The organism is Xanthomonas chitinilytica, from assembly GCF_026107455.2.
Classification (GTDB): Bacteria; Pseudomonadota; Gammaproteobacteria; order Xanthomonadales; family Xanthomonadaceae; genus Stenotrophomonas; species Stenotrophomonas chitinilytica.
Genome location: NZ_JAPCHY010000002.1, coordinates 290,037 through 316,246 on the forward strand (window position 1 = coordinate 290,037; position 26,210 = coordinate 316,246).

General features: G+C 67.9%; 22 protein-coding genes and 1 pseudogene. 10 read left to right on the plus strand and 13 right to left on the minus strand.

All coding sequences use genetic code 11. From position 1 onward, the window contains the following. Position 1: 1 nt before the first annotated feature. The 8 genes and pseudogenes from OK345_RS03360 to OK345_RS03395 form a co-directional block, all read right to left on the minus strand. Positions 2-1,384, minus strand: a complete 1,383-nt coding sequence (locus tag OK345_RS03360) for a glycosyltransferase (protein ID WP_265126492.1) — start codon at positions 1,382-1,384, stop codon at positions 2-4. A gap of 90 nt (positions 1,385-1,474) precedes the next feature. Continuing rightward, positions 1,475-2,308: pseudogene (locus OK345_RS03365) on the minus strand (ABC transporter ATP-binding protein); the annotation flags it as partial. Positions 2,309-2,468: 160 nt separating this feature from the next. Continuing rightward, positions 2,469-3,260 carry an ABC transporter permease gene (locus OK345_RS03370; RefSeq protein ID WP_265126494.1) on the minus strand — a complete coding sequence of 264 codons (792 nt, stop codon included), beginning with the start codon at positions 3,258-3,260 and terminating at the stop codon, positions 2,469-2,471. A gap of 50 nt (positions 3,261-3,310) precedes the next feature. Further along, positions 3,311-4,492 carry a cystathionine gamma-synthase gene (locus tag OK345_RS03375; RefSeq protein WP_265126495.1) on the minus strand — a complete coding sequence of 394 codons (1,182 nt, stop codon included), beginning with the start codon at positions 4,490-4,492 and terminating at the stop codon, positions 3,311-3,313. A 121-nt stretch (positions 4,493-4,613) separates the two neighbouring features. Beyond that, complete coding sequence (locus OK345_RS03380) at positions 4,614-5,984, minus strand: pyridoxal-phosphate dependent enzyme (RefSeq protein WP_265126496.1); 1,371 nt, start codon at positions 5,982-5,984, stop codon at positions 4,614-4,616. Positions 5,985-6,190: 206 nt separating this feature from the next. Then, on the minus strand, positions 6,191-6,409 hold the full coding sequence (locus tag OK345_RS03385) for an HP1242/YdcH family protein (RefSeq protein ID WP_265126497.1): 219 nt from the start codon (positions 6,407-6,409) through the stop codon (positions 6,191-6,193). A gap of 329 nt (positions 6,410-6,738) precedes the next feature. Beyond that, the gene (locus OK345_RS03390; protein ID WP_265126498.1) at positions 6,739-7,620 is read right to left on the minus strand and encodes an OmpA family protein; all 882 of its coding nucleotides are present in this window, start codon (positions 7,618-7,620) and stop codon (positions 6,739-6,741) included. Continuing rightward, the gene (locus tag OK345_RS03395) at positions 7,620-8,003 is read right to left on the minus strand and encodes a DUF4398 domain-containing protein (RefSeq protein ID WP_265126499.1); all 384 of its coding nucleotides are present in this window, start codon (positions 8,001-8,003) and stop codon (positions 7,620-7,622) included. The genes OK345_RS03390 and OK345_RS03395 overlap by 1 nt, the downstream gene beginning before the upstream one ends. A gap of 98 nt (positions 8,004-8,101) precedes the next feature. On the opposite strand from OK345_RS03395, the gene OK345_RS03400 reads away from it, so the two are divergent. Beyond that, entirely contained in the window at positions 8,102-9,232 is a 1,131-nt protein-coding gene (locus OK345_RS03400; protein WP_265126500.1) for a PilT/PilU family type 4a pilus ATPase, read from the plus strand. Positions 9,233-9,592: 360 nt separating this feature from the next. On the opposite strand, the gene maiA is transcribed toward OK345_RS03400, so the two are convergent. Beyond that, on the minus strand, positions 9,593-10,261 hold the full coding sequence (maiA, locus tag OK345_RS03405; protein WP_265126501.1) for a maleylacetoacetate isomerase: 669 nt from the start codon (positions 10,259-10,261) through the stop codon (positions 9,593-9,595). A gap of 95 nt (positions 10,262-10,356) precedes the next feature. Continuing rightward, positions 10,357-11,346 (minus strand): fumarylacetoacetate hydrolase family protein, encoded by a 990-nt coding sequence (locus OK345_RS03410; RefSeq protein ID WP_265126502.1) that lies wholly within the window; start codon positions 11,344-11,346, stop codon positions 10,357-10,359. Positions 11,347-11,705: 359 nt separating this feature from the next. On the opposite strand from OK345_RS03410, the gene OK345_RS03415 reads away from it, so the two are divergent. Further along, positions 11,706-13,076: a DEAD/DEAH box helicase gene (locus OK345_RS03415; RefSeq protein WP_265126503.1), complete on the plus strand. Its 1,371-nt coding sequence runs from the start codon at positions 11,706-11,708 to the stop codon at positions 13,074-13,076. 239 nt (positions 13,077-13,315) lie between these two features. On the opposite strand, the gene OK345_RS03420 is transcribed toward OK345_RS03415, so the two are convergent. After that, positions 13,316-15,916, minus strand: a complete 2,601-nt coding sequence (locus tag OK345_RS03420; RefSeq protein WP_265154892.1) for a M14 family metallopeptidase — start codon at positions 15,914-15,916, stop codon at positions 13,316-13,318. Between the two features lie 110 nt (positions 15,917-16,026). Continuing rightward, a complete protein-coding gene (locus OK345_RS03425) occupies positions 16,027-18,666 on the minus strand; it encodes a TonB-dependent receptor (protein WP_265126504.1) in 2,640 nt (879 codons plus the stop codon). Between the two features lie 202 nt (positions 18,667-18,868). Between OK345_RS03425 and queD the strand changes: the two genes are divergently transcribed. The 6 genes from queD (at position 18,869) to OK345_RS03455 (ending at position 24,252) form a co-directional block, all read left to right on the plus strand. Then, positions 18,869-19,222 carry a 6-carboxytetrahydropterin synthase QueD gene (queD, locus tag OK345_RS03430; protein WP_265126505.1) on the plus strand — a complete coding sequence of 118 codons (354 nt, stop codon included), beginning with the start codon at positions 18,869-18,871 and terminating at the stop codon, positions 19,220-19,222. Between the two features lie 178 nt (positions 19,223-19,400). After that, on the plus strand, positions 19,401-19,775 hold the full coding sequence (locus OK345_RS03435) for a phasin family protein (RefSeq protein WP_265126506.1): 375 nt from the start codon (positions 19,401-19,403) through the stop codon (positions 19,773-19,775). A 359-nt stretch (positions 19,776-20,134) separates the two neighbouring features. After that, a complete protein-coding gene (locus tag OK345_RS03440; protein WP_265126507.1) occupies positions 20,135-21,046 on the plus strand; it encodes a LysR family transcriptional regulator in 912 nt (303 codons plus the stop codon). Between the two features lie 118 nt (positions 21,047-21,164). After that, positions 21,165-22,325: an NAD-dependent formate dehydrogenase gene (locus OK345_RS03445; RefSeq protein WP_265126508.1), complete on the plus strand. Its 1,161-nt coding sequence runs from the start codon at positions 21,165-21,167 to the stop codon at positions 22,323-22,325. 78 nt (positions 22,326-22,403) lie between these two features. Continuing rightward, a complete protein-coding gene (locus OK345_RS03450) occupies positions 22,404-23,459 on the plus strand; it encodes a Dyp-type peroxidase (RefSeq protein ID WP_265126509.1) in 1,056 nt (351 codons plus the stop codon). Beyond that, positions 23,452-24,252, plus strand: a complete 801-nt coding sequence (locus tag OK345_RS03455) for a family 1 encapsulin nanocompartment shell protein (protein WP_265126510.1) — start codon at positions 23,452-23,454, stop codon at positions 24,250-24,252. The genes OK345_RS03450 and OK345_RS03455 overlap by 8 nt, the downstream gene beginning before the upstream one ends. Before the next feature lie 314 nt (positions 24,253-24,566). Here the strand turns inward: OK345_RS03455 and bioD are convergent, their stop codons facing one another. Then, positions 24,567-25,247 carry a dethiobiotin synthase gene (gene bioD / locus OK345_RS03460; RefSeq protein ID WP_265126511.1) on the minus strand — a complete coding sequence of 227 codons (681 nt, stop codon included), beginning with the start codon at positions 25,245-25,247 and terminating at the stop codon, positions 24,567-24,569. A 127-nt stretch (positions 25,248-25,374) separates the two neighbouring features. Here bioD and msrC point away from each other — a divergent pair, with 127 nt between their 5' ends. Both msrC and OK345_RS03470 read left to right on the plus strand, forming a co-directional pair. After that, positions 25,375-25,857 carry a free L-methionine (R)-S-oxide reductase MsrC gene (msrC, locus tag OK345_RS03465; RefSeq protein ID WP_265126512.1) on the plus strand — a complete coding sequence of 161 codons (483 nt, stop codon included), beginning with the start codon at positions 25,375-25,377 and terminating at the stop codon, positions 25,855-25,857. Continuing rightward, a complete protein-coding gene (locus OK345_RS03470; protein WP_265126513.1) occupies positions 25,854-26,207 on the plus strand; it encodes a TfoX/Sxy family protein in 354 nt (117 codons plus the stop codon). The genes msrC and OK345_RS03470 overlap by 4 nt, the downstream gene beginning before the upstream one ends. Positions 26,208-26,210 lie beyond the last annotated feature (3 nt).

Here is a 26,210-nt window from a genome sequence, read left to right on the forward strand (position 1 = left end):
ATCAGTGTCCTTGTACCGGTGATGCTTCGGAAGGCTCGCCAGTCCCTTCCGCGAGGCGCTCCATCATTCCAGTCAGGCGCCGGGCCAGGTGGCTCCACCCGAACTCCGCAACGCTTTGCCCGCCCAGGTCCAGACCGTCTTCCGAGTCCAGGCGCCCCGCCAGCTTCCGCGCAGCCAGCGAGCGAAGAAGCCCGGCCATTGCCTCCTGGTCATTGCCGCAGACCCAGCCACGCAACCGTTCGCGAATCAGGGCCGCCGAAACGTCCCCCTCCATGACATTGCCGGTATGGAGGATCGGGCGCCCCGATCCGAGATATTCGTAGATCTTGCCAGGCACTTGGCACGGGTTGTCGTTGGCGATGTTGACCAGCACGTCCACCTGCCGCTGCAGTGACACTGCGCTGCAGTGCGGCAGGAAGCCAAGCAGCCGGAACCGTTCCGGCTGCGCTTCCAGCCGGGGTCTGAGCCAGTCCGGAATGGTCGACGACGCGATGTTGAGCCTGACTCCAGGCGTCTGCGCGACTGCATCGATCAATGCATCCGGCCGTCGGAATTGATAGAACGAGCCGGTATAAAGAAGCTCGAGCCGCGTAGCGTCGAAGAACTCGGGTACGGGCGGAACGAGCGGCAGCGTGCCGTCCTCGAACCCTTGGGTCAGTATCTCCATCCCGGCTGCTCCCACATCCTTTCCGCCATGCCGTTCCAGCAGCAGGTCGCGCGTGCCCGGTGCGGTAATGGTAATGCCGTCGGCCAGCTCCATGACCCGCCGCTCGAGCCGCAGCGCCCTGCGGCGCCAGCGCTTCGGTGTATAGTCGGCTAGGACCGGATCGCCCAGATCGGCGATCCACGGGATACTCGGGTATCGCCGTTTCAGATCGATGGCCAGTTCCAGCGTCGTCGCCGGCTCGTGGGAACTCACGATGATGTCCGGGCGGATATCCTCCACAAGGTCGATGGCGGCCCGTCGCGCGGGGAAATACCACTCGCCCCGCGCATCGGGAAATATCGCCTGGGTCGCGACGCCCCTCAGCTTCTCGACCAGCCGTCCCTTCCAGTTCAGCTGCGACTCGCGCAAGGCGACGATCGGCGTCGAAACCTCCCCCGCCGCTACAGCGACCGGTTGGTTACGGGCGGCTTTTGCCGCCTTGACCGCCTGGCGCCTGGCCAGCATGGCCACCACGCCCGTGATCGGCCCTCCGAATACCCGATGCACCCTGACCTGCTCGGGCAGTTCCGGCAATCCGGCGGTACTCCATCCCAGATCCGCCGTCAGCACATGGACCTCATGTCCAAGGCGCGCCAGTTCGCGGCAGAGATAGGTCCAGCGCAACGACTGGGGCGATGGACTGGGCGGGAACTCGTAGGCGATCAACAGGATACGCATTTTCGCTTCTCAAACTGCAGATGAGGTTTTCTGGCCCCGAGGGGGCTATCCGGCAACGGTCCGGTGCGATCCGCACCGGACCTCGACCGGCTATTGGCGAGCGCTGGAACCTCCAGATGCCCCCTCCCCTTCGACCTGCAAGCCGGAAACCTTCCTTTCATCCACTTTCGGCGAAACATCCGACTGCGCCGCCATCGTCATCTGCGCCTTGGCCCGTGCCTCCTTCTTCTTCCGTTCCTTGGCTTTGGCCTTGGCGACCAGTTTCTCCGCAGCCCTGAGTTTCGCTCGCCGCGCAGCTCTGCGCTTGGCGGCCTCCTCGGCCGATTCGACCAGCGGGTGCAGGCGCCGGTACTCGGCCAGCACATCCGATACGCTGCCGTCGAACACGATCCGGCCACGATCCAGCAACAACGCGCGGTTGCAGAGCTTGCGCAGCAGTGAATCGTTGTGGCTGGCGACCACCACAATCTTGCTTCCATTCACCCGGTCCATCATCCGCTGCCGTGCGCTCCTCACGAATTTCGCGTCACCGGCACCGAACCACTCATCCAGCAGCATGATGTCGGTGTGCACGGCCGTGGAGATACCGAACCCAAGCCTCATGCGCTGTCCGCTGGAAAGCGTGAGCAGGCGCCGATTCGCGACCTCCCGCAACCCGGAGAACTCCAGCACCGGCTCCACCATATGGCGGATGTCACGGGAAGGCACGCCCATAGCGGTGGCGCGCAGGAAGATATTCTCCATGATGGTGGCCTCGGCATTGAAACCGAGACCGATGCTGAGGAGCGCCTGGCGGGTGCCGGCTATTTCCACGGTTCCACCGGTTGGCTCAAACGCTCCGGCAAGCACGCGCAGCAGCGTGCTTTTCCCTGCACCATTGCGGCCTACCAAGGCGACACGCTCGCCCTCCTTGATAGTGAAGCTGACGTCGTCGAGCAGGGTCGCGAACCGCCGGCGCGGTACCGAGGTCGCGGCGCCGAGCAACGTGGAGAACCAGGAGGACGCCATCTTGTCCGGCTGTGCGTAGTAGGGAACCACCAGCGACAGGTTGCGGACCGCGACAGACACCGGAACCGCTGCTCCATCAGATCCAGATAGGGACATAACGCGAATACCGTCGGCAAAGGAAGATGGCGAGCAGCCAGCCGGTCAAGGTCAGCAGGGCAACGTACACGATGGAGGAGTTCGGAGGCATCCGCCCGAACAGCGGCTCCCGGACGATCTCGAGCATGTGGAAGGCCGGGTTGAGCCTGACGACCAAGCCGCCCAGGCTGTCGGGGGGATATCGGTTGCCTTCCCAAATGATCGGGGTGAACAGGAAACCGACCATCAATACGGTGTTGAGCACCTCGCCCAGGTCGGGCAAGCGCGCTCCCAGGATACTCAGGCTGTACCCCACCCAAAGCAGGTTGACCAGCACTATCGGTATGGTGATGAACAGGGTCAGGATGGCGGGAGCAGGGACGGCCGGCGACCATATCAGGACGCCCAGCATGCCGATCATCGAGAATGCGAAGTAGAAAAGCGACTTGGCGATCGACTTGAGCGTGTAGTCGGTCAGCCGCGTGTTGCCGTCCTGGATGAACGACTTGTTGCTGCGGAACGCACCCACCGAATCGTTGAGCACCATCACCATCAGGCGCCAGACTGCGTACCCCATGCCCAAGTGGATCATGTAGGAAGCCAGGTCGCGGTTGAACATCCGCGCATACAGCGGCCCGGTGATCAGCATGAACACGGTTACCGGCGCCAGCAGCCAGACCAGACCCAGGCGTGTGCGCCGATAGCGCGTAACGATGTCCAGCCAGCTGGAATACGCCCAGAACTCGGGCCGTCGCAAACTCAGATTGAGTTGAGAGAAAATCTTAATGGTCATCAGCCGTTATAAACATTTCATTCCGCCACTTTCCCGCGGGCTCGATTGATTCACGCCAACGCGGACTCGATGTCCCGTCGCAGATCGTCCAGATCCTCCACCCCCACGCTCAGCCGCACCAGCGCATCGCTGATACCGAGCTGGCTGCGGCGTTCGACCGGGATCGAGGCATGGGTCATCACCGCCGGGTGGTTGACCAGGCTTTCCACGCCGCCGAGCGATTCGGCCAGGGTGAACAATTCGGTGCGCTCGCAGAAGCGCTTGGCGGCATCGAAACCGCCCTTGAGCACGATCGAGACGATGCCACCGAAACCATTCATCTGCTTGGCCGCCAGCGCGTGCTGCGGGTGCGAGGGCAGGCCTGGGTAGATCACCTTCTCGATCGCCGGGTGGGTTTCCAGCCATTGCGCCAACGCCAGTGCGTTGGTGCAGTGCGCCCTCATCCGCAACGGCAGGGTCTTGAGCCCGCGCAGGGCGAGGAAGCTGTCGAACGGGCCCTGCACGCCACCGATGGAGTTCTGCAGGAAGGCCATCTGCTCGGCCAGCTCGGCGTTGTCGCCGACCACGACCATGCCGCCGACCATGTCCGAATGGCCATTGAGGTACTTGGTGGCCGAATGCACGACCAGGTCGGCACCCAGTTCCAGCGGACGCTGCAGCATCGGCGAGGCGAAGGTGTTGTCGACCACGACGATCAACCCGTGCCGCCTGGCGATGGCGGCGACCGCGGCAATGTCCACGATCTTCAGCATCGGGTTGGTCGGGGTCTCGATCCAGACCATCTTCGTGTCCGGCGTGATCGCCGCTTCGAAGGCGGCCGCATCGGTCAGGTCGACGAAGCTGAACCGGAGTGCGGCGGTGCGCTTGCGTACGCGCTCGAACAAGCGGTAGCTGCCGCCATAGATGTCGTCCATGGCGACCACATGGCTGCCGCTGTCCAGCAGCTCCATCACGGTCGAGGTCGCCGCCATCCCGGAGGCGAAGGCGAAGCCGCGGCTGCCGCCCTCGAGCACCGCCACGCAGCGCTCGTAGGCGAAACGGGTCGGGTTGTGGGTGCGCGAGTATTCGAAGCCCTGGTGCTCGCCCGGGCTGGACTGGGCATAGGTGGAGGTCGCGTAGATCGGCGGCATCACCGCGCCGGTGCTGGGATCGGGTGCCTGGCCGCCGTGGATGGCCAGGGTCGCAAGGGCCAGCGGGCGGGTGCCGGACCCGGATGAAGCGTGTTCGGACATGTTGTTTCCCAGCAAAAGAGCCCCGCAGGGCCCCGAAAAAGGGCAGAAGTCTATCAGCGGCGGCTTATCGGCCGTTGACGCGGATAAACCAGGGTTCATTGCGATGCCAGGTTCCGCCCGGTCATTGCACCCGCCGCCGCAGGTAGTTCAGCAGGTCGATCCGGGTGATCAGGCCCAGGAACGAGGCGCCGTCCATGACGATCGCGACCTGGCCGCGGTCGAACACCGGCAGCAGCGCCTCGATCGGCGATTTCACGTCCAGCCGGTCGAGCTTGCTGACCATCGCGATCGACACCGGGTCGCGGAAACGGGCTTCGTCGCCGTATACGTGCAGCAGCACGTCGCTTTCGTCGATGATGCCGACCAGCTGGTCGCCATCCATCACCGGCAGCTGCGACACGTCGTACAGCTTCATGCGCTGGTAGGCGGTGGTCAGCAGGTCGTCGGGGCCGATCACCACGGTGTCGCGCTGGCCGTACGGGCGCAGGATCAGGTCGCGCAGGTCGCCGTACTGCGGGCGCTCGAGGAAGCCGTTGTCCAGCATCCAGTAGTCGTTGTACATCTTCGACAGGTACTTGTTGCCGGTATCGGGCACCAGCACCAGCACCTTCTTCGGTTCGGTCTGCTCGCGGCAGTACTTCAGCGCCGCCGCCAGCAGGGTGCCGGTGGAGGAGCCGCCGAGGATGCCTTCCTTGCCCAGCAGCTCGCGCGCGGTGTGGAAGCTCTCCGCGTCGCTGATCGCATAGGCCTTCTTGACCCGGCTGAAGTCGGAGATCGAGGGCAGGAAGTCTTCGCCGATGCCTTCCACCAGCCAGCTGCCGGACTTGTCGTTGAGCACGCCATCGTTGATGTACTCGGCCAGGATCGAGCCAACCGGGTCGGCCAACACCAGTTCGGTGGCCGGCGAGAGCTTGGCGAAGGCGCGCGACAGGCCGGTCATGGTGCCGGAGCTGCCGCAGCCGAAGACGATGGCGTCGAGCTGGCCATCCATCTGCCGCAGGATTTCCGGGCCGGTGCCGAATTCGTGCGCGGCCGGGTTGTCCGGGTTGCCGAACTGGTTGATGAAGTAGGCGCCCGGGGTCCGCTCGGCGATGGTCTTGGCCAGGTCCTGGTAGTACTCGGGGTGGCCCTTGGCCACGTCCGAGCGGGTCAGCACCACCTCGGCGCCCATCGCCTTGAGGTTGAAGATCTTCTCCCGGCTCATCTTGTCCGGGACCACCAGGATCAGCTTGTAGCCCTTCTGCTGGGCCACCAGCGCCAGCCCCAGTCCGGTGTTGCCGGCGGTGCCTTCCACCAGCGTGGCACCGGGCTTGAGATCGCCACGCTTCTCCGCCGCCTCGATCATCGACAGGCCGATGCGATCCTTGATCGACCCACCGGGATTGGCGCTCTCGAGCTTGAGGTACAGCTCGCAGACGCCGGTGTCCAGGCGCTGGGCCTTGACGATCGGGGTCTGCCCGATGAGTTCGAGTACGGAGGAATGGATGGCCATCGTTCACATCTGGATATCGCGCCGCGAAGCGGCCGGACCGGCGATTATCCGACGGATGGCAGGGAAAGTCAGGTCGGGACAGCCCCGCGGAACCGCCCTGCGGGCCCGCGCGCCCCCGGTGGCGGGGGTGCGACGCGGACGGCGGCGATCGACGAGGAGCTCGCCGCCGCCCGCGGCGACTGAAACGGTCGGGGGAGTGGAAGGCCTCAGTGCGGCTTGCGGTCGTAGATCCGCAGCAGTTTTTCCTTGGCCAGCAGTTTTTCCCGCTTCATCTGCCCCAGGGTCACATCGTCGATGGGAAGCACTCCGAGTTCGGCATCCATGCATTTCTTGTCCAAGGTGCGGTGTCGCTGGTAGAGCTGCTTGAACTCGGGGTCGGATTTCATCAATGCCTCGATTTCGCTCTGGGGTTGCCCTTCGAACATGATCTGCCTCCTTCGGCTGAAAACAAAAACGCCCCGGCCGGACGGCACGGGGCGTTTGCTGGGCAGGAAACCAGGCTGCGGACACTGGAACCCGCGACATCCTCCGGCACCATCGGCCCGCAGGAATACCGCATCGGTTCGCGCCACTGTCTCATCGGCCCGGCCCTCCATACATTCCGGACGGCGAACTTGCCGCCCGGACAATTGACCCTACGCCTCCGGAAAGGTTCCGGCAAGCCCAAAAAACGGATCGGGCGCAGGTTTTCTGGAAGACAGCGGACAGGTCACGAAAAATCAACGAAAAAATAACAATAACAATCAGTTATGAGCTATGGCGCAATGATCACCTCGGCAGAGCGTGCGTTGGTTGCAGCCGCCTTCTTGCCCACCGCCTGCAGCCGGCTGGCGCTCACCCCGGCAGCCACCAGCGCGTCGCGCAGGGCCTCCGCCCGCTTCTGGCCGACGCCGGTGGCGCTGTCCCAGGCCTCGATCCGCACCCGTCCCTTGCGACCGATGTTCAGGTACTCGGCCAGCGCCCGGGTCTGGCTGGCGGCGTCGGCGGACAGGGCACTCTTGCCGGCGGCGAACGCACTGCCGGCGAAGGTGAACACTTCCCCACGGCCCTCGAACTTGGACGGCGGCAGCTTGGCGCCGGACACCAGTTCGGCCTCCTCGCGCGCCAGCTTGGCCGCATTCTGCTGGGCCGCGCTCAGGCGCGCGGCCTGCTTGCCGGCCACGCTGCTCAACGCGCTTTCCGCGTCCTGCCGGGCCAGCAGCTCGGCCTCGGCGGCCAGCCGCAGGCGCTCGGACTCCTCGGCCTGGATCTGCGCCTGGACCCGCAGCCGTTCGGCCTCCTGCCGCGCCCGCGCGGCCTCGCGGCGGCTGGCTTCGATCAGCAGCTCGCTGCGGGTGCGGTCCAGGCGTTCGACCTCACGCCGCGCCACCGCCGTGCGGGCGCCGGCCTCGGCGATCGCCACCCGGCGTTCGGCCAGATAGCGGGCGTTGTCCAGGTCCTTGCGCTTGGCCTTGGCCAGCACCGCGAGCGCCTGCTGCGCCTGCAGCCGCTCGTAGGCGGCCACGTCCGCGGTCTGGGCATCGGCCTGCAGCGCCACCAGGCGCTGGTTCAATGCCGCCACCGCCGGGTCCTCGGCCGCCGCAGCCACCAGCGGCAGGGCCAGCAGCCCGCACATCATCCAGGTATGCAGGCGCATCAGCGGCCCTCCCCGCTGGCGAGCGTGCGCTGCAGCTGCTCCACCTCGGCGCGGCGCTGCTGCAACTGGGCATTGGCCACCGCCTCCTCGCTCAGCGCGCGCGCCAGGTCGGCATCGGCCGCCGCGCGCAGGGCCAGCGCGGGCGCCTGCTTGCGCTCGCGCCGGTCCAGCGCCGCCCGCTGCGCCCGCTCCAGGCCCTGGCGCGCATCGGCCAGCATGTCCGGGGCGTACTGGTCGGCATCGGCCTGGGTCGCGCGCTCCACCGCCTGCCGCGCAGCCGCCAGTTCCACGGCGGCATCCTGCGCCAGAACGGGGGCGGAGAACGCGAATGCGCACGCGATCACGTACAGGGTCCGTCGTATTTGTGCGAAGCTAGGATTCATTGGGGTGCCGTGGCCAGGTTGTCTGTGCACGGCCATTGTCGGAAGCCTGCGGCGTGCTTGCAACGGCACGTCGCTGTTTTGTTGGGGAAACATTGCGCATGGATATCGGCTACTTCCTGAAGCTGATGACCGAAAAGAACGCCTCGGACATGTTCCTTACCACGGGAGCACCGGTCTACATCAAGATCGAAGGCAAGCTGTATCCGCTGGGCAACACCGGCCTGCCTCCGGGCATGGTCAAGAAGATCGCCTATTCGCTGATGGACGAGGGCCAGGTGCCGCAGTTCGAGCGCGAACTGGAGCTCAACATGGCCATCGCCCTGGCCGACTCCGGACGCTTCCGCGTCAACGTGTTCAAGCAGCGCGGCGAAGTCGGCATGGTGATCCGCGCCATCCGCAGCAAGATCCCGAGCATCGAGGAGCTGAACCTGCCGGAAGTGCTCAAGGACGTGATCATGACCCCGCGCGGGCTGGTGCTGGTGGTCGGTTCGACCGGCTCGGGCAAGTCGACCTCGCTGGCGTCGATGATCGACCACCGCAACAGCACCACCACCGGCCACATCCTCACCATCGAGGACCCGATCGAGTACCTGCACAAGCACAAGCAGTCGATCGTCAACCAGCGCGAGGTCGGGCTGGACACCCACGCCTTCCACAACGCGCTGAAGAACGCGATGCGCGAGGCGCCGGACGTGATCCTGATCGGCGAGATCCTGGACGCCGAGACGATGGAGGCGGCCATCGCCTTCGCCGAGACCGGCCACCTGTGCCTGGCCACGCTGCACTCCAACAACGCCGACCAGACCATCGAGCGCATCCTCAACTTCTTCCCGGAAAGCGCGCACAAGAACGTGCTGATGAACCTGGCGCTGAACCTGCGCGCGGTCATTTCCCAGCGCCTGGTCAAGGGCAAGGACGGCCGCCGCCTGCCGGCGACCGAGGTGCTGCTGAACACGCCGATGATCCGCGACCTGCTGCGCCGCGGCCAGGTGCACGAGATCAAGCAGGCGATGGAGGAATCGCTGGAGGAAGGCATGCACACCTTCGACCAGTGCCTGTTCCGGTTGACCAAGGAAGGCATCATCGAGCAGGAGGAAGCGCTGCGCGCGGCCGACTCGCGCGACGGCCTGGCGCTGAAGTTCCGCCTGTCCGAAGGCGCCTCCGGCGAGCACGATCCCTACGCCGACTACGATGCGGCCAGCTCGCCGCGCATCACCCACGGGTTCTGAGTCCGGCCCTTGGAGCGTCGGCGGCGGCCGGCCAACCGCCACCGTCGCTGCAGATCCAGGCAACGCCGGGCATCGCCCGGCGTTGCTTTTTCCCGGCCCCCGGCCAGGGGCAGCGCCTCCGCCGCCCACGACCAGCACGAGTCACCCGTTACCGCCCGCCGGCCCCGCAGGTTGGCGCCACGGCCAGCATGAAGCGCGACGTGCCGGCGCCAGGGCGCGACGCGCACGCCCGGGACCTCAGGGGCGATACCTGCGGCTGTTCGGCGGCCCGCCCCCATCGCGTTGCCCCGCCTGCGCGCAGCGGGCCTTTCCTCGGATGCACGGAAATCGGCGGGCCGGCGCGGCGCAACCCGGGGCGCGTCAGCGCGCCTGCGCCGTCGCGGCGTCGGGCTGGTTCTCCGGCCGCGCGGCCTCGAATGCGGGCAATTCCAGGCAGGCCTGCTCGATCCGCGTCAGGGTCGGGTACGGCGCCAGGTCCAGGCGGAAGCGGCGGGCGTTGTACAGCTGCGGGACCAGGCAGCAATCGGCCAGTCCCGGCGTGTCGCCATGGCAGAAGCGGCCGGTGTCCGGTGCCGCCAGCAGCTGCTCCAGCGCCGCGAAGCCGGTCCGCATCCAGTGCAGGGTCCAGTCGTCGCGCTCGGATTGCGGCACGTGCCAGGTGCCGTCGAAGAACTGCATGACCCGCAGGTTGTTCAGCGGATGGATGTCGCAGGCCACCAGCTGCGCCAGCGCGCGCACCCGTGCACGGCCGGCCGCATCGTCCGGCAGCAGCGCCGGCTGCGGCCAGGTCTCGTCGACGTATTCGAGGATCGCCAGCGACTGCCGCAACACCCGCTCGCCATGGCACAGGGTCGGCACCAGCTCCTGCGGGTTGAGCGCGGCATAGTCCGGGGCATGCTGCTGGCCGCCGTCGCGCACCAGGTGCACCGGCTGCAGCCGGTACGGCAGCGACTTGAGGTTCAGACCGATCCGTACGCGGTAGGCAGCGCTGGAACGCCAGTAACTGTAGAGCAGCAGCGATGCATCCATGGCCGTGGTTCCGTCCGTTGTGCGGGTCACTACGATAGCGGCGGCGCCGGCGGATGCGGCACCGCCGGTCGCCACCGGCGAGCCGCTCGGCCGGATCAGGGCCTGGCCGCCTGCTCGATGCGTTGTTCGATGGCGCCGAAGATGCTGTTGCCGTCGCGGTCGAACATCTCGATCCGCACCACGTCGCCGAAGCTCATGAACGGCGTGCTCGGCTTGCCGTCGCGCAGGGTTTCCACCGTGCGCCGCTCGGCGAAGCACGACGCGCCCAGGGCGGTGTCCTCGTTGGCGATGGTGCCCGAACCGACGATCGCACCGGCGCTCAGCGGGCGGGTCTTGGCGGCATGCGCCACCAGCTGGGCGAAATCGAACTGCATGTCCACGCCGGCTTCCGGCGCGCCGAACCACTGGTCGTTGATGTGGGTGACCAGCGGCAGGTGCACCTTGCTGCCCTGCCAGGCGTTGCCCAGTTCGTCGGGGGTGACGAACACCGGCGACAGCGCCGAGCGCGGCTTGGATTGCAGGAAACCGAAGCCCTTGGCCAGCTCGCCGGGGATCAGGTTGCGCAGCGAGACGTCGTTGACCAGGCCCACCAGCTGGATGTGGCCGGCGGCCTGCTCCGGGGTGACGGCCATCGGCACGTCGTCGGTGACCACCACGATCTCGGCTTCCAGGTCGATGCCGTAGTCCTCGCTGACCACCTTGACCGCGTCGCGCGGGCCGTAGAAGCCGGCGCTGGTGGCCTGGTACATCAGCGGATCGGTGTAGAAGCTCTCCGGCACCTCGGCGCCGCGGGCGCGGCGCACGCGCTCGACGTGCGGCAGGTAGGCGCTGCCGTCGACGAACTCGTAGGCGCGCGGCAGCGGTGCCGCCAGCGCCTGCATGTCCAGGTCGAATACGCCATCGGCATCGCCGGCGTTGAGCGACTCGGACAGCGCATTGAGCCGGGGCGCGACGTTGGACCAGTCCTCCAGTGCCTTCTGCAGGGTGGCGGCGATGCCGGTGGCGCGCACGCCGCGGGTGAGGTCGCGCGAGACCACGATCAGCGTGCCGTCGCGGCCGCCTTCCTTCAGGGAGCCAAGCTTCATCGGGGAGTCCTGAGCCAGTACGGAAACAAGTTTCAATTGTAATGAATCGACCGGAACGGCGGCCAGCTGCGCCGCACCAACCTGAACAGGGGATTTTGTGCAGCCCGCGACAATCCTTTAGACTGCGCCGGTCTGCCAGCGGCCGTCCGTTTCCCTCAGGGACCGCCGGCGTAGCAGGATCGTCGATCCGCTCGCCCGCACCCACTCCGACGCCTTTCGTCACGCATTCCGGCCATCGCACCGCGCTGGTTGTACCAGATCTCGCAGCGCGGTTTACGGGAACGCTCCGAGTCAGCCGGTCTTACCGACCGGCAACGCCGGCCCATCAGGGCATGCGTATTCACTCTATGGAGCGCTTCATGTCGTTTGAATCCCTGGGCCTTGCGCCCTTCCTGCTGCGTGCGCTGGCCGAGCAGGGCTACGAAAACCCCACCCCGATCCAGGAACAGGCCATTCCGCTGGCGCTGGACGGCCACGACCTGCTGGCCGGCGCGCAGACCGGCACCGGCAAGACCGCCGCCTTCGGCCTGCCGCTGCTGCAGCACCTGGGCACCTCGCCGCAGCCGGTCGGCAACGGCCCGCGCAAGCCGCGCGCGCTGGTGCTGGCCCCGACCCGCGAACTGGCCACCCAGGTGCATGACAGCCTGCGCGGCTACAGCAAGTACCTGCGCATCCCCAGCGCCTGCATCTACGGCGGCGTCGGCATGGGCAACCAGCTGGACGTGCTGCGCCGCGGCGTCGACCTGCTGGTCGCCTGCCCGGGCCGCCTGATCGACCACCTGGAGCGCCGCAGCATCGACCTGTCCGGGATCGAGATCCTGGTGCTGGACGAAGCCGACCGCATGCTCGACATGGGCTTCCTGCCGTCGATCAAGCGCATCCTGGCCAAGCTGCCGCGCCAGAACCGGCAGACCCTGCTGTTCTCGGCCACCTTCGAGGAAAGCATCAAGCAGCTGGCGCTGGAATTCATGCGCGACCCGCGGCAGATCCAGGTGACGCCGAAGAACACCGTGGCCGAGACCATCACCCACCGCGTGCATCCGGTCGACGGCGGCCGCAAGCGCGAACTGCTGCTGCACCTGCTGGCCGAGGATTCGCGCGTGCAGACGCTGGTGTTCGGCCGCACCAAGCACGGCTGCGACAAGCTGGCCACGTTCCTGGAGAAGTCCGGCATCAAGACCGCGGCGATCCACGGCAACAAGAGCCAGGGCCAGCGCCTGCGCGCGCTGAGCGACTTCAAGGCCGGCCGCGTGACCGTGCTGGTGGCCACCGACATCGCCGCCCGCGGCATCGACATCAACGAGCTGCCGAAGGTCATCAACTACGACCTGCCGATGGTGCCGGAGGACTACGTGCACCGCATCGGCCGCACCGGCCGCAACGGCTCCACCGGCGAGGCGATCTCGCTGGTGGCGCAGGACGAGGCCAAGCTGCTGCGCCAGATCGTGCGCATGCTCGGCCGCGACATGGATATCCGCGACGTGCCCGGCTTCGAGCCGCAGACGCCGATCCGCTGGGGCAACAGTGCCCCGGGCAAGGCCGAGCAGCCCGGCGGCCAGAAGGCCCCGCGCCGCAGCAACCATGCCCGCCGCCCGCACGGCGATGCCCCGCGCCATGCCCATGCCGGCCCGAAGAAGCCCGGTGGCGGCCAGCGCCAGGGACAGCGCGACGGCGGCCAGCGCCGCGGTGGCCAGTCGCGCGGCCCGGCCGGTGGCGGCCGCGCCGGCTGATCGACGCCGCACCGATGCCGTAGCCCGGACAACGCCCCCGCATGGGGGCGTTGTCGTTTCTGTTCCGGGAAGCTCCAACCTGGCGGGAAAGCGCCGATCGATCCGTTGTCCCCGCCGCATCGCGCAGCGATGCCGCAGCCCGCCCTCGGCGCGATGCGCGACGCGGTGACGAGCACCGCGACGCCCGGCAGCAGGACAACCGCCGGGCGTCGCGGGAAAAGCCGGCATTGCGGAACCGCTCAGCCGCCGCGCGGCCGCGCCGGGTTGGCCAGGTTGCCGAAGAAGAGGGCGTTGAGCAGCAGCCGCTCGGTGCCGTGCCAGTACTTGCGGTGCGCCGGGTCGTCGGCGAACAGCACCACGTTGCCCTGCCCCTGCGGCGACACCAGCAGCCACGCCGCACCGGCGGCGCGGGCCTGGTTGGCGTCGGACAGGTAGCCGTTGACCGACGGCTTGTCGTGCACCCGTACCACGGTGGAGAACGGGTTGCGGCTGGGCTGCAGGTTCAACCCGGTTTCCTTGTTGATGAAGAAGCCGCGGCGCTGCACGCCGAAGGCCAGCGGATGGGTGATGTCGATGTCGGCGCTGAGGATGTTGCCGCTGACCCGTTCGATCGCCGCGATGTCGCGCTGGTTGCCGAAGTCCTCGCGCTTGACCGCGGCGGCATCGGCCTGCTCGGCCCTGGCGTCCTTGACCACGCGCTCGTCGGCCAGCTTCTGTTCGATCGCCCAGCGCGAGGCGCTGCCGTAGGTCACCAGCGAGCCGCCGGCCTGGATCCAGCGCTTGAGCGCGGCCACCGCCGCTTCGCCCAGCCCGGCGTAGTTGCCGCCGGCCAGCACGATGGTGGTGTAGCGTTCCAGCGGCACCTTGCCCAGCTGCGACGGGTCCAGCTTGGCCGAGGGCAGCTGCACGTGCTGGTCCAGCAGGAACCAGGCCGAGCCGATCTCGGTGGCGCTGACGCCCTCGCCCATCACCAGCGCCACCACCGGCTTGCGCAGCGCCTTGACGCTGTCGCTGCCCAGGTCGATGCCGCTGCGGCTGTGGCCGCTGTCCAGCGCATGGATGCGCACCCCGGTCTGCTCCGCCACGTCCTGCACCGCCGCGTGCAGCGCGTCGGCATCGAGCTTCTGCCCCGCCACCGGGATCACCAGGCTGCCGTGGCCGAAGGCCTGTTCGCCGTCGGCGGTGGCGGCGACGAACGGCGCGAACGCGGCGCGGACGGCGATGTCGCGCGCCTGCAGCCGGTACAGCGCGCGGCTGGCGTTGTAGTCGCGCCAGTCCAGCACGTAGGCGTAGCCGGCGCGGCCGCCGAGCAGCGCGCCGCGCACCTCCGGCGCCGTCGACACCCGCGCGCCGCCGTCGATGGCGCGGCGGCTGGCGGCGAACTGCAGGCCATAGGCCGGCGCCACCGCGTACGAGGTGCTGCCGTAGAACACGTCGCCCTTCACCGGCGGGGTCTGCTCGAAGATCGAATGCACCAGCCGGAACTGCGGCTGCCGCGCCGGCACCACGTAGGCACTGCCCGGCTCGAAGCGGCGGCCGTCCAGTTCCAGCGGCTGCACCAGCGCGCGCACCTCGATCCGGTGCTGCAGCAGCAGCTCCAGCAACCTGCCGGTCAGGTTGGGATCGGCAGCGTCGCCGAACACGAACGCCTTGACCGGCTGCTTGCCGGCCTGCTGCAGCGCCGAGCGGAAGAACTCCTTCTGCAGCCGGAACAGGTCGCCGCGCTCGGCCACCGCGCCGCGGATCGTGCCCAGTCCGGTCGCCACCTGGTTGCGGATGGTGAACGGGAAGGTCAGCAGCCCGTTGACCGATTCCTGCACCCGGCCGCGCGAGCTGGCCTGTTCCACGGTCACGCCGACCGCGCCGTGGAAATCGGGATAGGTCGAGCCGTACACCGGCGAGAAGTTGTCGAAGTTCTCGCCGGTGTAGTACAGCGAACCCAGCGCATCCAGCGCCTGCGCGTGGTAGCGCGCCAGCACCTTGTTGAACTCGTAGGAGGCGGCCGGGATCAGCGGGCTGTGCATGCTGCGCGGCGACGGCTCGAAGTAGTACGTGCTGTCCTTGCCCATTTCGTGGAAGTCGATCTGCACGTTCGGGTACCACTGGTGGAACAGCGCCACCTTCGGCCGCGAGTCCTGCTGGGTCAGCGCCAGCCAGTCGCGGTTGAGGTCGGTGAAGTAGTGGTTGGTGCGGCCCTGCGGGAACGGCTCGACGTGCTCCCTGTCCGCCGGGTCGGCCGAGGCCGGGCTGGAGGCCCAGGCGTTGTGCCAGTTGGCGGCGCGGTCGCGGCCGTCCGGATTCTGCGCCGGGTCGATCAGCACCACCGCCTCCTGCAGCCATTGCTCGGTCTCGGCGCTGCGGCTGGCTGCCAGGTAGTAGGCGGTCAGCATCGCCGCCTCGCCGCTGGAGGTCTCGTTGCCGTGCACGCTGTAGCCCAGCCACACCACCACCGGCGCATCGCCGCCGGGCAGCGGCTGCGCCGGATCGACCAGCGCCTGCCGCTGCTGGCGGATCTGCTCCAGCCGGCCGTGGTTGCGCGGCGCGGTCGCGGTGGCGAGCAGCAACGGACGGCCTTCGTAGCTGCGCCCGATCTCCTGCACCTGGATGCGGTCGGACAACCGTGCCAGCTCGTTGAAATAGGCCACCAGCTGGTCGTGGCGGGTGTAGCGGCTGCCGATGGGATAGCCGAGGAACTGCTCGGGCGTGGGAATGGCCTCGTCGAACGGCGCCGGCGCCGAAGGGAAGAAATACGCGTTCTGTGCGAACGCGGGCAGGCCCAGGCCGGCCACGGCCAGCAGCAGCGCGGCGGCGCAATGGCGGAAACGGTGATGGAACGGCACGCGGTGGTTACCCCTGTTGTTGCACGACCCGCGGGGCGGGCCGCCGAAGCTGTGGTGGGCAGACGACGCGGCGCCGGCCTGCCCTTGCGGACAGGCCGGCGGCTGCCCGCTCAGAAGCGGTAGTCGAAGCCGACGCTGAAGTAGCGGCCGCGCGGGTCGTACTGCGAGAAGTCGTACGGCGCGCGCACGCCCGGGAAGGTGGCGTCGTACGGCGGTTCCTCGTCGGCCAGGTTCTGCACCTTGGCGTACAGGGTCAGCTTGTCGATGCCGGTGTAGCCCAGGTACAGGTCGAACTGGTTGTAGCCGTCCACCTTGGACTGCACCGCGCTGGCCGCGGCGCTGCCCTTCTGCTCGTAGCTGCTGGTGTAGTACCAGGTCAGCGCGGTGCGGAAATCGCCCAGCGACCAGTCCAGGGTCGTGGTCGCCTTGGTGTCCGGCAGCGACGGCCCCAGGTTGCTGCCGGCATAGTCGACCAGCGGCCCGCCGATCACCTGCGGGCGCTTGTAGTCGATCACGTAGGTCAGCGCGCTGGACAGGCCGAAATCGCCGGCGCGGGCGCTGGACCAGCGCTGGCGCAGCTCCACGTCGATGCCCGAGGTCTTGAGCTCGCTCAGGTTCTGGTAGCGGTTGTATACCGCCAGCAGCTTGCCGCGGTCGTCGCGCAGCACGTTGGCCGGATCGTTCTCGGCCACCAGCGTGGTGCTGTTGTTGGTGCCGACCAGGTTGTCCAGTTCGATGCGGTACCAGTCCACGCTCAGGCTGGTGCCGGACCAGGGCGACAGCACCACGCCGAAGTTGTAGCTGCGGGTGCGCTCGGGTTCCAGTTCGCGGTTGCCGACGGTGAAGAACGTCGGGCTCTGGCGCGAGCCCGGCACGTCCGGATCGTGCGGATCGACCACCGCACCATAGGAGATGTTGGTGCTGTTGGAGTTCTCCGACAGCGACGGCGCGCGGAAGCCCTTGGAGGCGGCGGCGCGCACCAGCAGGCTGTCCAGCGGCTGCCAGCGCAGGCTGAGCTTGGGCGAGAACGCATCGCCGAAGTCGCTGTAGTGGTCGGCGCGTGCGGCGGCCTGCAGCTCCAGCCCGGTGGCCAGCGGCACGTTCAGTTCCGCATAGGCGGCCGTGACCTCGCGCTGGCCGTGCACCTCGGCGATCGCCGGGCGCACCTGCAGGCCGGCGTCGATCTGCCACGGGTTGTCCGAATCCAGCTTCTCCTGGCGCCATTCCACGCCCGCGGCGAAGCCCAGGGTGCCGGCCGACCATTCGGCCAGGCTGGCCGAGACCTTGGCATCCACGCCCTTGAGCACCGATTCGGCCGGACGCAGCGTGCTCAGGCCGATGGCCTGCAGCACCGCCGGATCGGTCGCCGCCGGGTCGAGCAGGTTGTAGCTGCCGCTGGCCAGCGCGTCGTACAGCGCCCAGCGGTTGGCGAAGCCGCCGGAGACGGTCTCGCGCTCGTTGCTGGCCGCCGAGAACGCGGCCACCTCCCAGTCCCACTTCTCGGCCTGCCCGCGCACGCCGGCCAGGCCGCGGTAGGCGCGCGAGCGGTTGGTCTTGATGGTGCCGCCGAGGTTGAAGAAGGTGTACTCGATCGGCACGTCGTAGCCGTACGGGTTGTACGGATTGCCCGCCGGCAGCAGCGAGGACACCGGCTCGGCCAGCCCGGTGTCGGCGTTGAGCGCGAAGCGGCCGCTTTCCAGGGTGAAGAACGGGCTGCTGCCGAACCACGACACGCCCTTGATGTCGCTGTAGAGCACCTCGCCGAACGCCTCGACGTTGTCGTTGATGCGGAAGGTGCCGTTGGCGTAGGCCTGCCAGCGCTTGGTCGACGGGATCAGCGTGGTGTACTCGGCCTGGTTGAAGGCGCAGGTGTCGCCGGACAGCCCGTCGATCGGCGCGCTGGCGACGCGCACGGTGCCGGCCGGGCAGTTGCCGGCGGCGTCGAGCATCGGCACCGAGGCGCCGTCGATCAGGTAGCGCGCGCCCTTGGCCGACCAGCCGTTCCAGCGGCCGCCCGGCAGATCGGTATAGATGCCCGAGCGGGTCAGGTCGCGCTGGTCCTGGTCCAGGCGATCGCGGTTGTAGCCTTCCAAGCTGAACAGGATGTTGTAACCGTCGCTGTCCAGGTCGCCGATGCCGCCGACGAACTTGACGCTCTGCTGGTCCAGCCCGCCCTGGTCGGAGGTGCCGAAGCTGCCGCCGACCTCGGCGCCCTCGAAGTTCTGCCGGGTGATGATGTTGACCACGCCGGCCACCGCGTCGGAGCCGTACACCGCCGAGGCGCCGTCCTTGAGCACTTCGATGCGTTCGACCGCGACCAGCGGCAGCGCGTTGAGGTTGACGAAGGTGTCCGACAGGCCGCCGGACGGGAAGCCGTAGTTGGCCAGCCGGCGGCCGTTGAGCAGCACCAGCGTGTTCTTCTGCGACAGCCCGCGCAGGCCGATGCCGGCCGAGCCGGAGGCCCAGCCGCTGTTGGAGGTTTCGTTGGTGGCGTTGCCGGTGTTGGCCGAGATCGAGCGCAGCAGGTCGGCCACGGTGGCCTTGCCGGACTCTTCGAGCTGCTGGCGTTCGATCACCTGCACCGGATTGGCGGTTTCGGTATCGGTGCGCTTGATGTTGGAACCGGTGACCCGCACCGCGGCCAGGGTCTTGCTCTCGGGAGCGGTGGTTTCGACGGTTTCGGCGAAGGCGAGGGAGGGAGCGGCCAGGACAGCGGCCACGGCGACGACGAGCAACGAATGATTGGGCATGAATTTCGGGGGGAGTAGAGACGGGAACAACCACCGCAGTAGGTCACGGCCGGCGAATGTCCGACCAATAACATCTCTTCATACGGATATAAGCGAACATAACATCTCTTTATCCGGATGCAAGAGAATATTGCGCAGCAGCATCCCGCGCCGGCGCGTCCGCGACCCGGCCTCCCCCGGGCCCCGGCGCTACAATGCGGCGATGGATATCTTCAAAGTCTTCACCCTCGAAGCCGCCCACCGGCTGCCCAACGTCCCCCCGGGCCACAAGTGCGCGCGCCTGCACGGGCACTCGTTCCGGGTCGAGCTGCATGTCAGCGGCGAACCCGGCATCGACACCGGCTGGGTGATGGATTTCGGCGACATCAAGGCAGCGTTCCAGCCGCTGTACGACCGGCTCGACCACCATTACCTCAACGACATCCCCGGCCTGGAGAATCCGACCAGCGAGCGCCTGGCGATGTGGATCTGGCAGCAGCTCAAGCCGGCGCTGCCGCAGCTGAGCGAAGTGGTGGTGCACGAGACCTGCACCTCCGGCTGCCGCTACCGCGGCTGAGGCCGCGCGACGCCGCCGGGACCGCGCCGCGGACACCGCGGGCACCCCTCCCCCTGCGGCAACCTGTTGATTCCAAACGAATCCTGAATTTCTTCGCTGTACCCGGAAGAAAATTGTTGCATCGCAATAAAAAGCGAGTATGTTGCATTGCAACAGCGTCGCTTCCGGATTCGCCCCGATGTCCGCCCAGTTCAACGACAGCTTCAGCAGCTACACCCACCAGATCGCCGCCGCGGCCACCCGCGCGAACCGTCTGGCGCTGGAAAGCGCGGAGAGCGTGTTCGGCGTGCAGCTCAAGACGTTCGAGAAGAACATCGACGCCACCACCGGTTTCTTCGGCGAAGTGGCCGGGGCCGGCAGCGACGGCTACCAGACCCTGTTGCCCAAGGGCCTGCAGATCGCCCGCGACAACCTGGAACGACTGGCGACGGCCGGCCAGGAAGTGCTGGGGCTGAGCCTGAAGACCGGCGAAGCGCTGGGCCAGCTGGTCCGCGCCCCGTTCGAGACGGCAGCGACCGACAAGCCGGGCAAGGCCGGCGGCAAGACGCGCTGACACAGCGCACAGACAACCGAATTTGCATGGGTCCCTCCCCCCGTGCAATCCGAGGCCCGACAGAACCCTCCCTCTGTCGGGCCTTTTTTTGTCTGGCGATGACTCCAGCCCGGTACTCCGCCGGACTACGCCGCGACTCGATGCCCAGGGCCCGGCAAGAACTTGCGCGCCCCCATCATGCCGACGCCTGCTGGAACTGGCCCCGGCGCTCCCGCGCGCCGCTCCCGTGCCGACCGATGCTCCGAACGGAGGCCGTGCACCGGGGGGCTGGTATACCGTACCGATCGCCCACGGTCCTGCCGGTGCATCTGGCCGGTGCCGATACCGGCGCATGATTCCTTTGGGGAGCGCGGTTCCTGATGTTCATACGCCAACTCAGCTATCTGATCGCCCTGGACACGCACCGGCATTTCGGTAGAGCGGCGGAGGCCTGCCATGTCTCGCAGCCGGCCTTGTCGAATGGGATACGGGAGCTGGAGCGGGAGCTGGGCATCACCATCATCAAGCGCAACCGCAGCTTCGAGGGCATCACGCCGGAGGGCGAACGCGTCATCAAGTGGGTCCGCCAGACGCTCGCCTCGCTCGACGGGCTGCGGCAGGAGGCCGACCTGATCCGCAGCGTGCCGCGGGGACACCTGGTCATGGGCGTCATTCCCACGGCCGGGCACGCCGCGGCGCTGCTGGGCGCGCAATACCGGGAAATCCTGCCGCAGCTCACCCTGGAGGTGGCGGCCCTGAGCACGCCGGAGATTCTCAGGCGCCTCAAGTCGCAGGACATCCTGCTGGGCCTGCTCTACGACCGGTCGGTCGCCAGCGACGACTACGACGTATTGCCCATCTTCTCGGAGCGCTACGTCCTGGTGGCCAGCGAACAGACCTCGCTCCCCCATCAACTGGGCTGGGCCGAGGTGGCGGACCTGCCGCTGTGCCTGCTCAGCCGGGACATGCAGAATCGCCAGACGCTGGAAACGCTGTTCCACGCCGTCGATGCCACCCCGCGCGTGGTGCTGGAAACCAATGACATGCGCATGCTGCTCGCCGAGTGCCAAAGCGGACGGGCGTTCGCCGTGGTACCGCTCAGCGCCTTGCCGACACGGCACGAAGGCGCGGGCCTGCGGGCGCATCCCATCACCCCCGAACACGCCGAGGACGTCTGCCTGGTGCGATTGCGGCGGGAGCCGCAACCGGCTCTGTCGCAGGCGGCCTGGCAGATCGCCGGCACCCTCGACCTGGAGGCGGCGCTCAGCAAACCCCTCAACAGGACACCGTGATAACGACGGATTATCACAAGATCCGAGCAAACGACTGGAGCGACGCCGTCCAGCGCGCGCACACTCTTTTCGCCGGCTGCAGGGGTGTCCTGCCGCCGCGACTCAGGAAGCGCATACCATGGCAAAGATCCTCTGCGTCCTCTATCCCGACCCCGAAACCGGATACCCGCCGGCCTACGCCCGCGACGACATTCCCACCATCACCAAGTACGCCAACGGCCAAACCGCCCCGACCCCGAAGGGCCCCCTGGGCTTCAAGCCGGGCGAGTTGGTCGGTTGCGTTTCCGGCGAACTGGGCCTTCGGCCGTATCTGGAAAAGCTCGGCCACGAACTGATCGTCACCAGCGACAAGGACGGTCCGGACTCCGAATTCGAGAAGCACCTGCCCGATGCGGAAGTGGTGATCTCGCAGCCGTTCTGGCCCGCCTACCTGACCCGGGAACGCATCGCCAAGGCCAAGAAGCTGAAGTTGGCGCTGACTGCCGGCATCGGCTCGGATCACGTCGACCTGGAAGCGGCCGCCAAGGCCCAGGTCACCGTGGCCGAGGTCACCGGCTCCAACAGCATCGGCGTCGCCGAGCACGTGGTGATGATGGTGCTGTCGCTGGTCCGCAACTACCTGCCTTCGCACCAGATCGCGGCCACTGGCGGCTGGAACATCGCCGACTGCGTGTCGCGCAGCTACGACATCGAAGGCATGCACTTCGGCACGATCGCGGCCGGCCGCATCGGCCTGGCGGTACTGCGCCGGCTCAAGCCGTTCGGCCTGCACCTGCACTACACCGATCCGCACCGGCTGAGTTCCGAGATCGAGCAGGAACTGAACCTCACCTTCCACCCGGACGCCGAGTCGCTGGTGAAGGCGGTCGATATCATCAACCTGCAGATGCCGCTGTATCCGTCGACCGAACACTTCTTCGACGATGCGATGTTCGCCAAGCTCAAGCGCGGCACCTACCTGGTCAACACCGCGCGCGGCAAGCTGGTCGACCGCGACGCGGTGGTGCGCGCGCTCGAATCCGGCAAGCTGGCCGGCTACGCGGGCGACGTGTGGTTCCCGCAGCCCGCCCCGGTCGATCATCCGTGGCGCACCATGCCCCACAACGGGATGACCCCGCACATCTCCGGCACCTCGCTTTCGGGCCAGGCGCGCTATGCGGCGGGCACGCTGGAGATCCTGCAGAGCTATTTCGATGGCACCCCCATCCGCGACGAGTACCTGATCGTCGACAGCGGCGTGCTCGCCGGAACCGGTGCCAAATCCTACAAGTTGACCTAAGCTGCATCGTAACCAGGGCCGGCAACGCCCCTCCCGGGGGCGTTGCCGGCCGTCAGCGTGACGCCACAAGGAGTCCTCGTGCCTTCTACGACCTCACAAGCAGTCGATGCCCGACTGACCCGCGCCGCCATTTTCCTGGTGGTGACGATGGATGCCCGAGGAGAAGCCGAAGCCGCCGTGCGCGGCCTGTGCGCCGATCTTTCCGGATTGGTCAGGGGCGTGCGTTTCCGCGCTCCCGACGGCGACCTTGGCTGTGTCATGGGCATCGGCTCGGGCGCCTGGGACCGCCTTTTCGGCCAGCCGAGGCCCAGGGACCTCCATCCCTTCCGGGAGCTTCGCGGGGTTCATCATGCGCCATCCACGCCTGGCGACCTGCTCTTCCACATCCGCGCCGATCGCATGGATCTGTGCTTCGAGCTCGCCTCGCGGATCATGATGCGGCTGGACGGAGTCGCCTCGGTCGTCGACTCGGTGCAAGGCTTCCGCTATTTCGACCAGCGCGACCTGCTGGGCTTCGTCGACGGCACGGAGAACCCCGAGGCCCAGGACGCCATCGACGCCACCTTGATCGGCGGGGAGGACGCGGCCTTCGCCGGCGGCAGCTACGTCATCGTCCAGAAGTACCTGCACGATCTCGGCAAATGGAACGCGATCCCGGTCGAGCAGCAGGAAAGGATCATCGGCCGCGAGAAGCTCTCGGACATCGAGTTGGCCGATGCGGCCAAGCCCAGTTACGCGCACAACGTGCTCACCAGCATCGAGGAGAACGGCGAGGAGCTCGCGATCCTGCGCGACAACATGCCGTTCGGCGATGTCGGCAAGGGTGAATTCGGCACCTACTTCATCGGCTATGCGCGCTCGCCGGGGCGCATCGAACAAATGCTGGAGAACATGTTCATCGGCAAGCCGCCCGGCAACTACGACCGCCTGCTCGATGTCAGCCGCGCCGTCACCGGTTCGCTTTTCTTCGTGCCGACCGCGGCATTCCTCGATGCGGTGGCGCCACAGCCCGCTCCCCCGGCGCCACCCCTCTCGTCCGCCAACGAAGCCGGAACCGGGCCGAAGCCGGCGCGGTCCTCTTCGGATGGCTCATTGCGCCTCGGCTCCCTGAAGGAGGAATCCGGTCATGAATAATCTCCATCGCGAACTCGCCCCCATCGCCGATGCGGCATGGGAACAGATCGAACAGGAGGCCCGCCGCACCCTCAAGCGCCATCTGGCGGCGCGCCGCGTGGTGGACGTACCCGAACCGAAAGGTGCCGCGTTCCCGGCGGTCGGCACCGGCCATGTCGAACCCATCGATGGTCCCGGCGACGGCATCCGCGCGGTGCGCCGCGCCGTACAGGCGCTGGTGGAACTGCGCGTGCCGTTCAAGCTGGCGCGGCAGGCGATCGACGATGTGGAGCGGGGCTCCGCGGATTCGGACTGGTCGCCGCTGAAGGAGGCCGCGCGCAGGATCGCCTACGCCGAAGATCGCGCCGTCTTCGACGGCTATGCGGCCGCCGGCATCGGCGGTATCCGCCCCGGCGCCAGCAACCCATCCTTGAAACTGCCGGCCGCGGCGATGGGCTACCCGGGCGCGATCGCCCAGGCCGTTGACCGGCTGCGCCTGGCAGGAGTCGAGGGCCCCTACCGGCTGGTGCTGGGCGCCGATGCCTATACCGCCATCAGCGGCGGCAACGAGGAGGGCTATCCGGTCCTGCAGCACATCCAAAGGCTGGTCGACGGCGACATCGTCTGGGCACCCGCCATCGCCGGAGGGCTGGTGCTGACCACCCGCGGCGGCGACTTCGAGCTCGATATCGGCCAGGACGTTTCCATCGGCTACCTTGCCCATTCGGCAACCGAAGTCGAACTGTACCTGCAGGAGAGCTTCACCTTCCGGCTGCTGACGAGCGAGGCGGCGGTTGCCCTCGACGCTCCGTGAACGGAGCCCCGTGGCGTCGGCTGAGCGCTGCGCTCCCCGTCGATCGGGGCCTGATCCTGATGCAGGCGGAGCGTTCCTGGACGCCGACGCAGTGCCCGGCCGAGCCGGCATCGCCGGACCCTCCTGGCGGCCCCGTTCGCTGCGGGCTTTTCGGGTTGTGTCTCCCGTCCCGGGGGAGAAGTGCGTGCTTGAACCGCCCTGTTGCCGCACGGAGAGCTCGCGACTGACGTCGCTCCTACGACAGCCTGCTGCCTCCGTGTAGGAGCGACGTCAGTCGCGAGCTTTTCGCACAGACGCTCCGCAGCCGCTCCCGCCTATCGCCCGCCTATCGAAAGATGCGACGCCAGCTGCGCCGGATCGGCGCCGGGGGCATGCGGCAACCGGCCCCAGCACGGCATCGGCAGGCGCGCCTGCAGCAGCGCGAAGTTCTCGTCGCGGCGCGCCATGTCCGGATCGATCTCGTTGCCGACCCAGCCGATGCAGCGCGCGCCCGAGGCGGCGATCGCCTGCGCGGTCAGCCGCGCATGGTTGAGGCAGCCCAGGCGCATGCCCACCACCATCAGTACCGGCAGCTCCAGCGCGCGCACCAGGTCGATCTGGTCCAGTTCCGCCGACAGCGGCGCCAGCCAGCCGCCCACGCCTTCGACCACCACCGTGTCGGCGCTGCCGCGCAGGCGCGCGAAGGCCTGTTCCAGCGGCGCCAGCGACAGCGTCACGCCGGCCTCGGCGGCGGCGATCTCCGGCGCCAGCGGTGCCGGCAACGCGAACGGGTTGAGATCGGCGTAGTCCGGCGCCGGGTCGCTGGCCGCCAGCAGCGCCAGCGCATCCTCGTTGCGCCAGCCGGCCGGCGTGCGCTCGCAGCCGCTGGCCACCGGCTTCATGCCGACCGCGCGCGCGCCGCGCCGGCGCAGCGCATGCAGCAGCGCACAGCTGGCGACGGTCTTGCCGATGCCGGTATCGGTACCGGTGACGTAGAAGGCGGGCAACGGGGACATGGCGATGTGCATCTGTGCGGAAGCGGCGCGGCGCGCGGGGCCGCCAGCATACCCGCGGCGTGCCGGCGAAGACGCACCGGCAGGCCGCGCACTCCCTTCGCGGGCCCCGGCGTTCTAAACTCGGCAGATGTTTGCCACTTCCTCGCTCACCGGCAGCAAGCCGGAACAGTACGCCCAGCTGCTCGCACAGGCCCGTGGCCTGCTGCACGGCGAGCGCGACCGCATCGCCAACGCCGCCAACCTGTCGGCGCTGGTCTACCACGCGCTGCCGGACCTGAACTGGGTGGGTTTCTACTTCTTCGACGGCACCGAGCTGGTGGTCGGCCCGTTCCAGGGACTGCCGGCCTGCGTGCGCATCCCCTTGCACAAGGGGGTGTGCGGCGCTGCTGCCAGCAGCCGCCAGACCCAGCGGGTGGAGGATGTCGATGCGTTCCCCGGGCATATCGCCTGCGACGCGGCCTCGCGCTCGGAACTGGTAGTGCCGCTGGTGCACGACGGCGAACTGGTCGGCGTGTTCGACCTGGACAGCCCCTCGCCCGGCCGCTTCGATGCCGACGACCAGCTCGGGCTGGAAGCCATCGCCCAGGCCTGGGTCGAGGCGCTGGCGTGAGCACCGCCAAGCTGCGCAACATCGGCCCCAAGAGCGCGGCCTGGCTGCGCCAGGTGGGATTGCATACCCAGGAGGACCTGGTCGCCACCGGTGCGGTCGCGGCCTTCGTCAAGGTGCGTCGCGCCGGCTTCAAGCCCAGCCTCAACCTGCTGTACTCGCTGGAGGGAGCGCTGGTCGGCTGCCACTGGCAGGAGCTGCCCGCACCGCGCCGGCAACAGCTGGTGGAGGAATACGAGGCGATCATCGCCGAACAGCCGCTCAAGCGCGCCGGACCGGCGGCCGGGCCGGTGTATTCGACCCAGGTGCTGGATGCCGGGGAAGACGAACCGTTCGCCGCCGACGACGACTGAGCC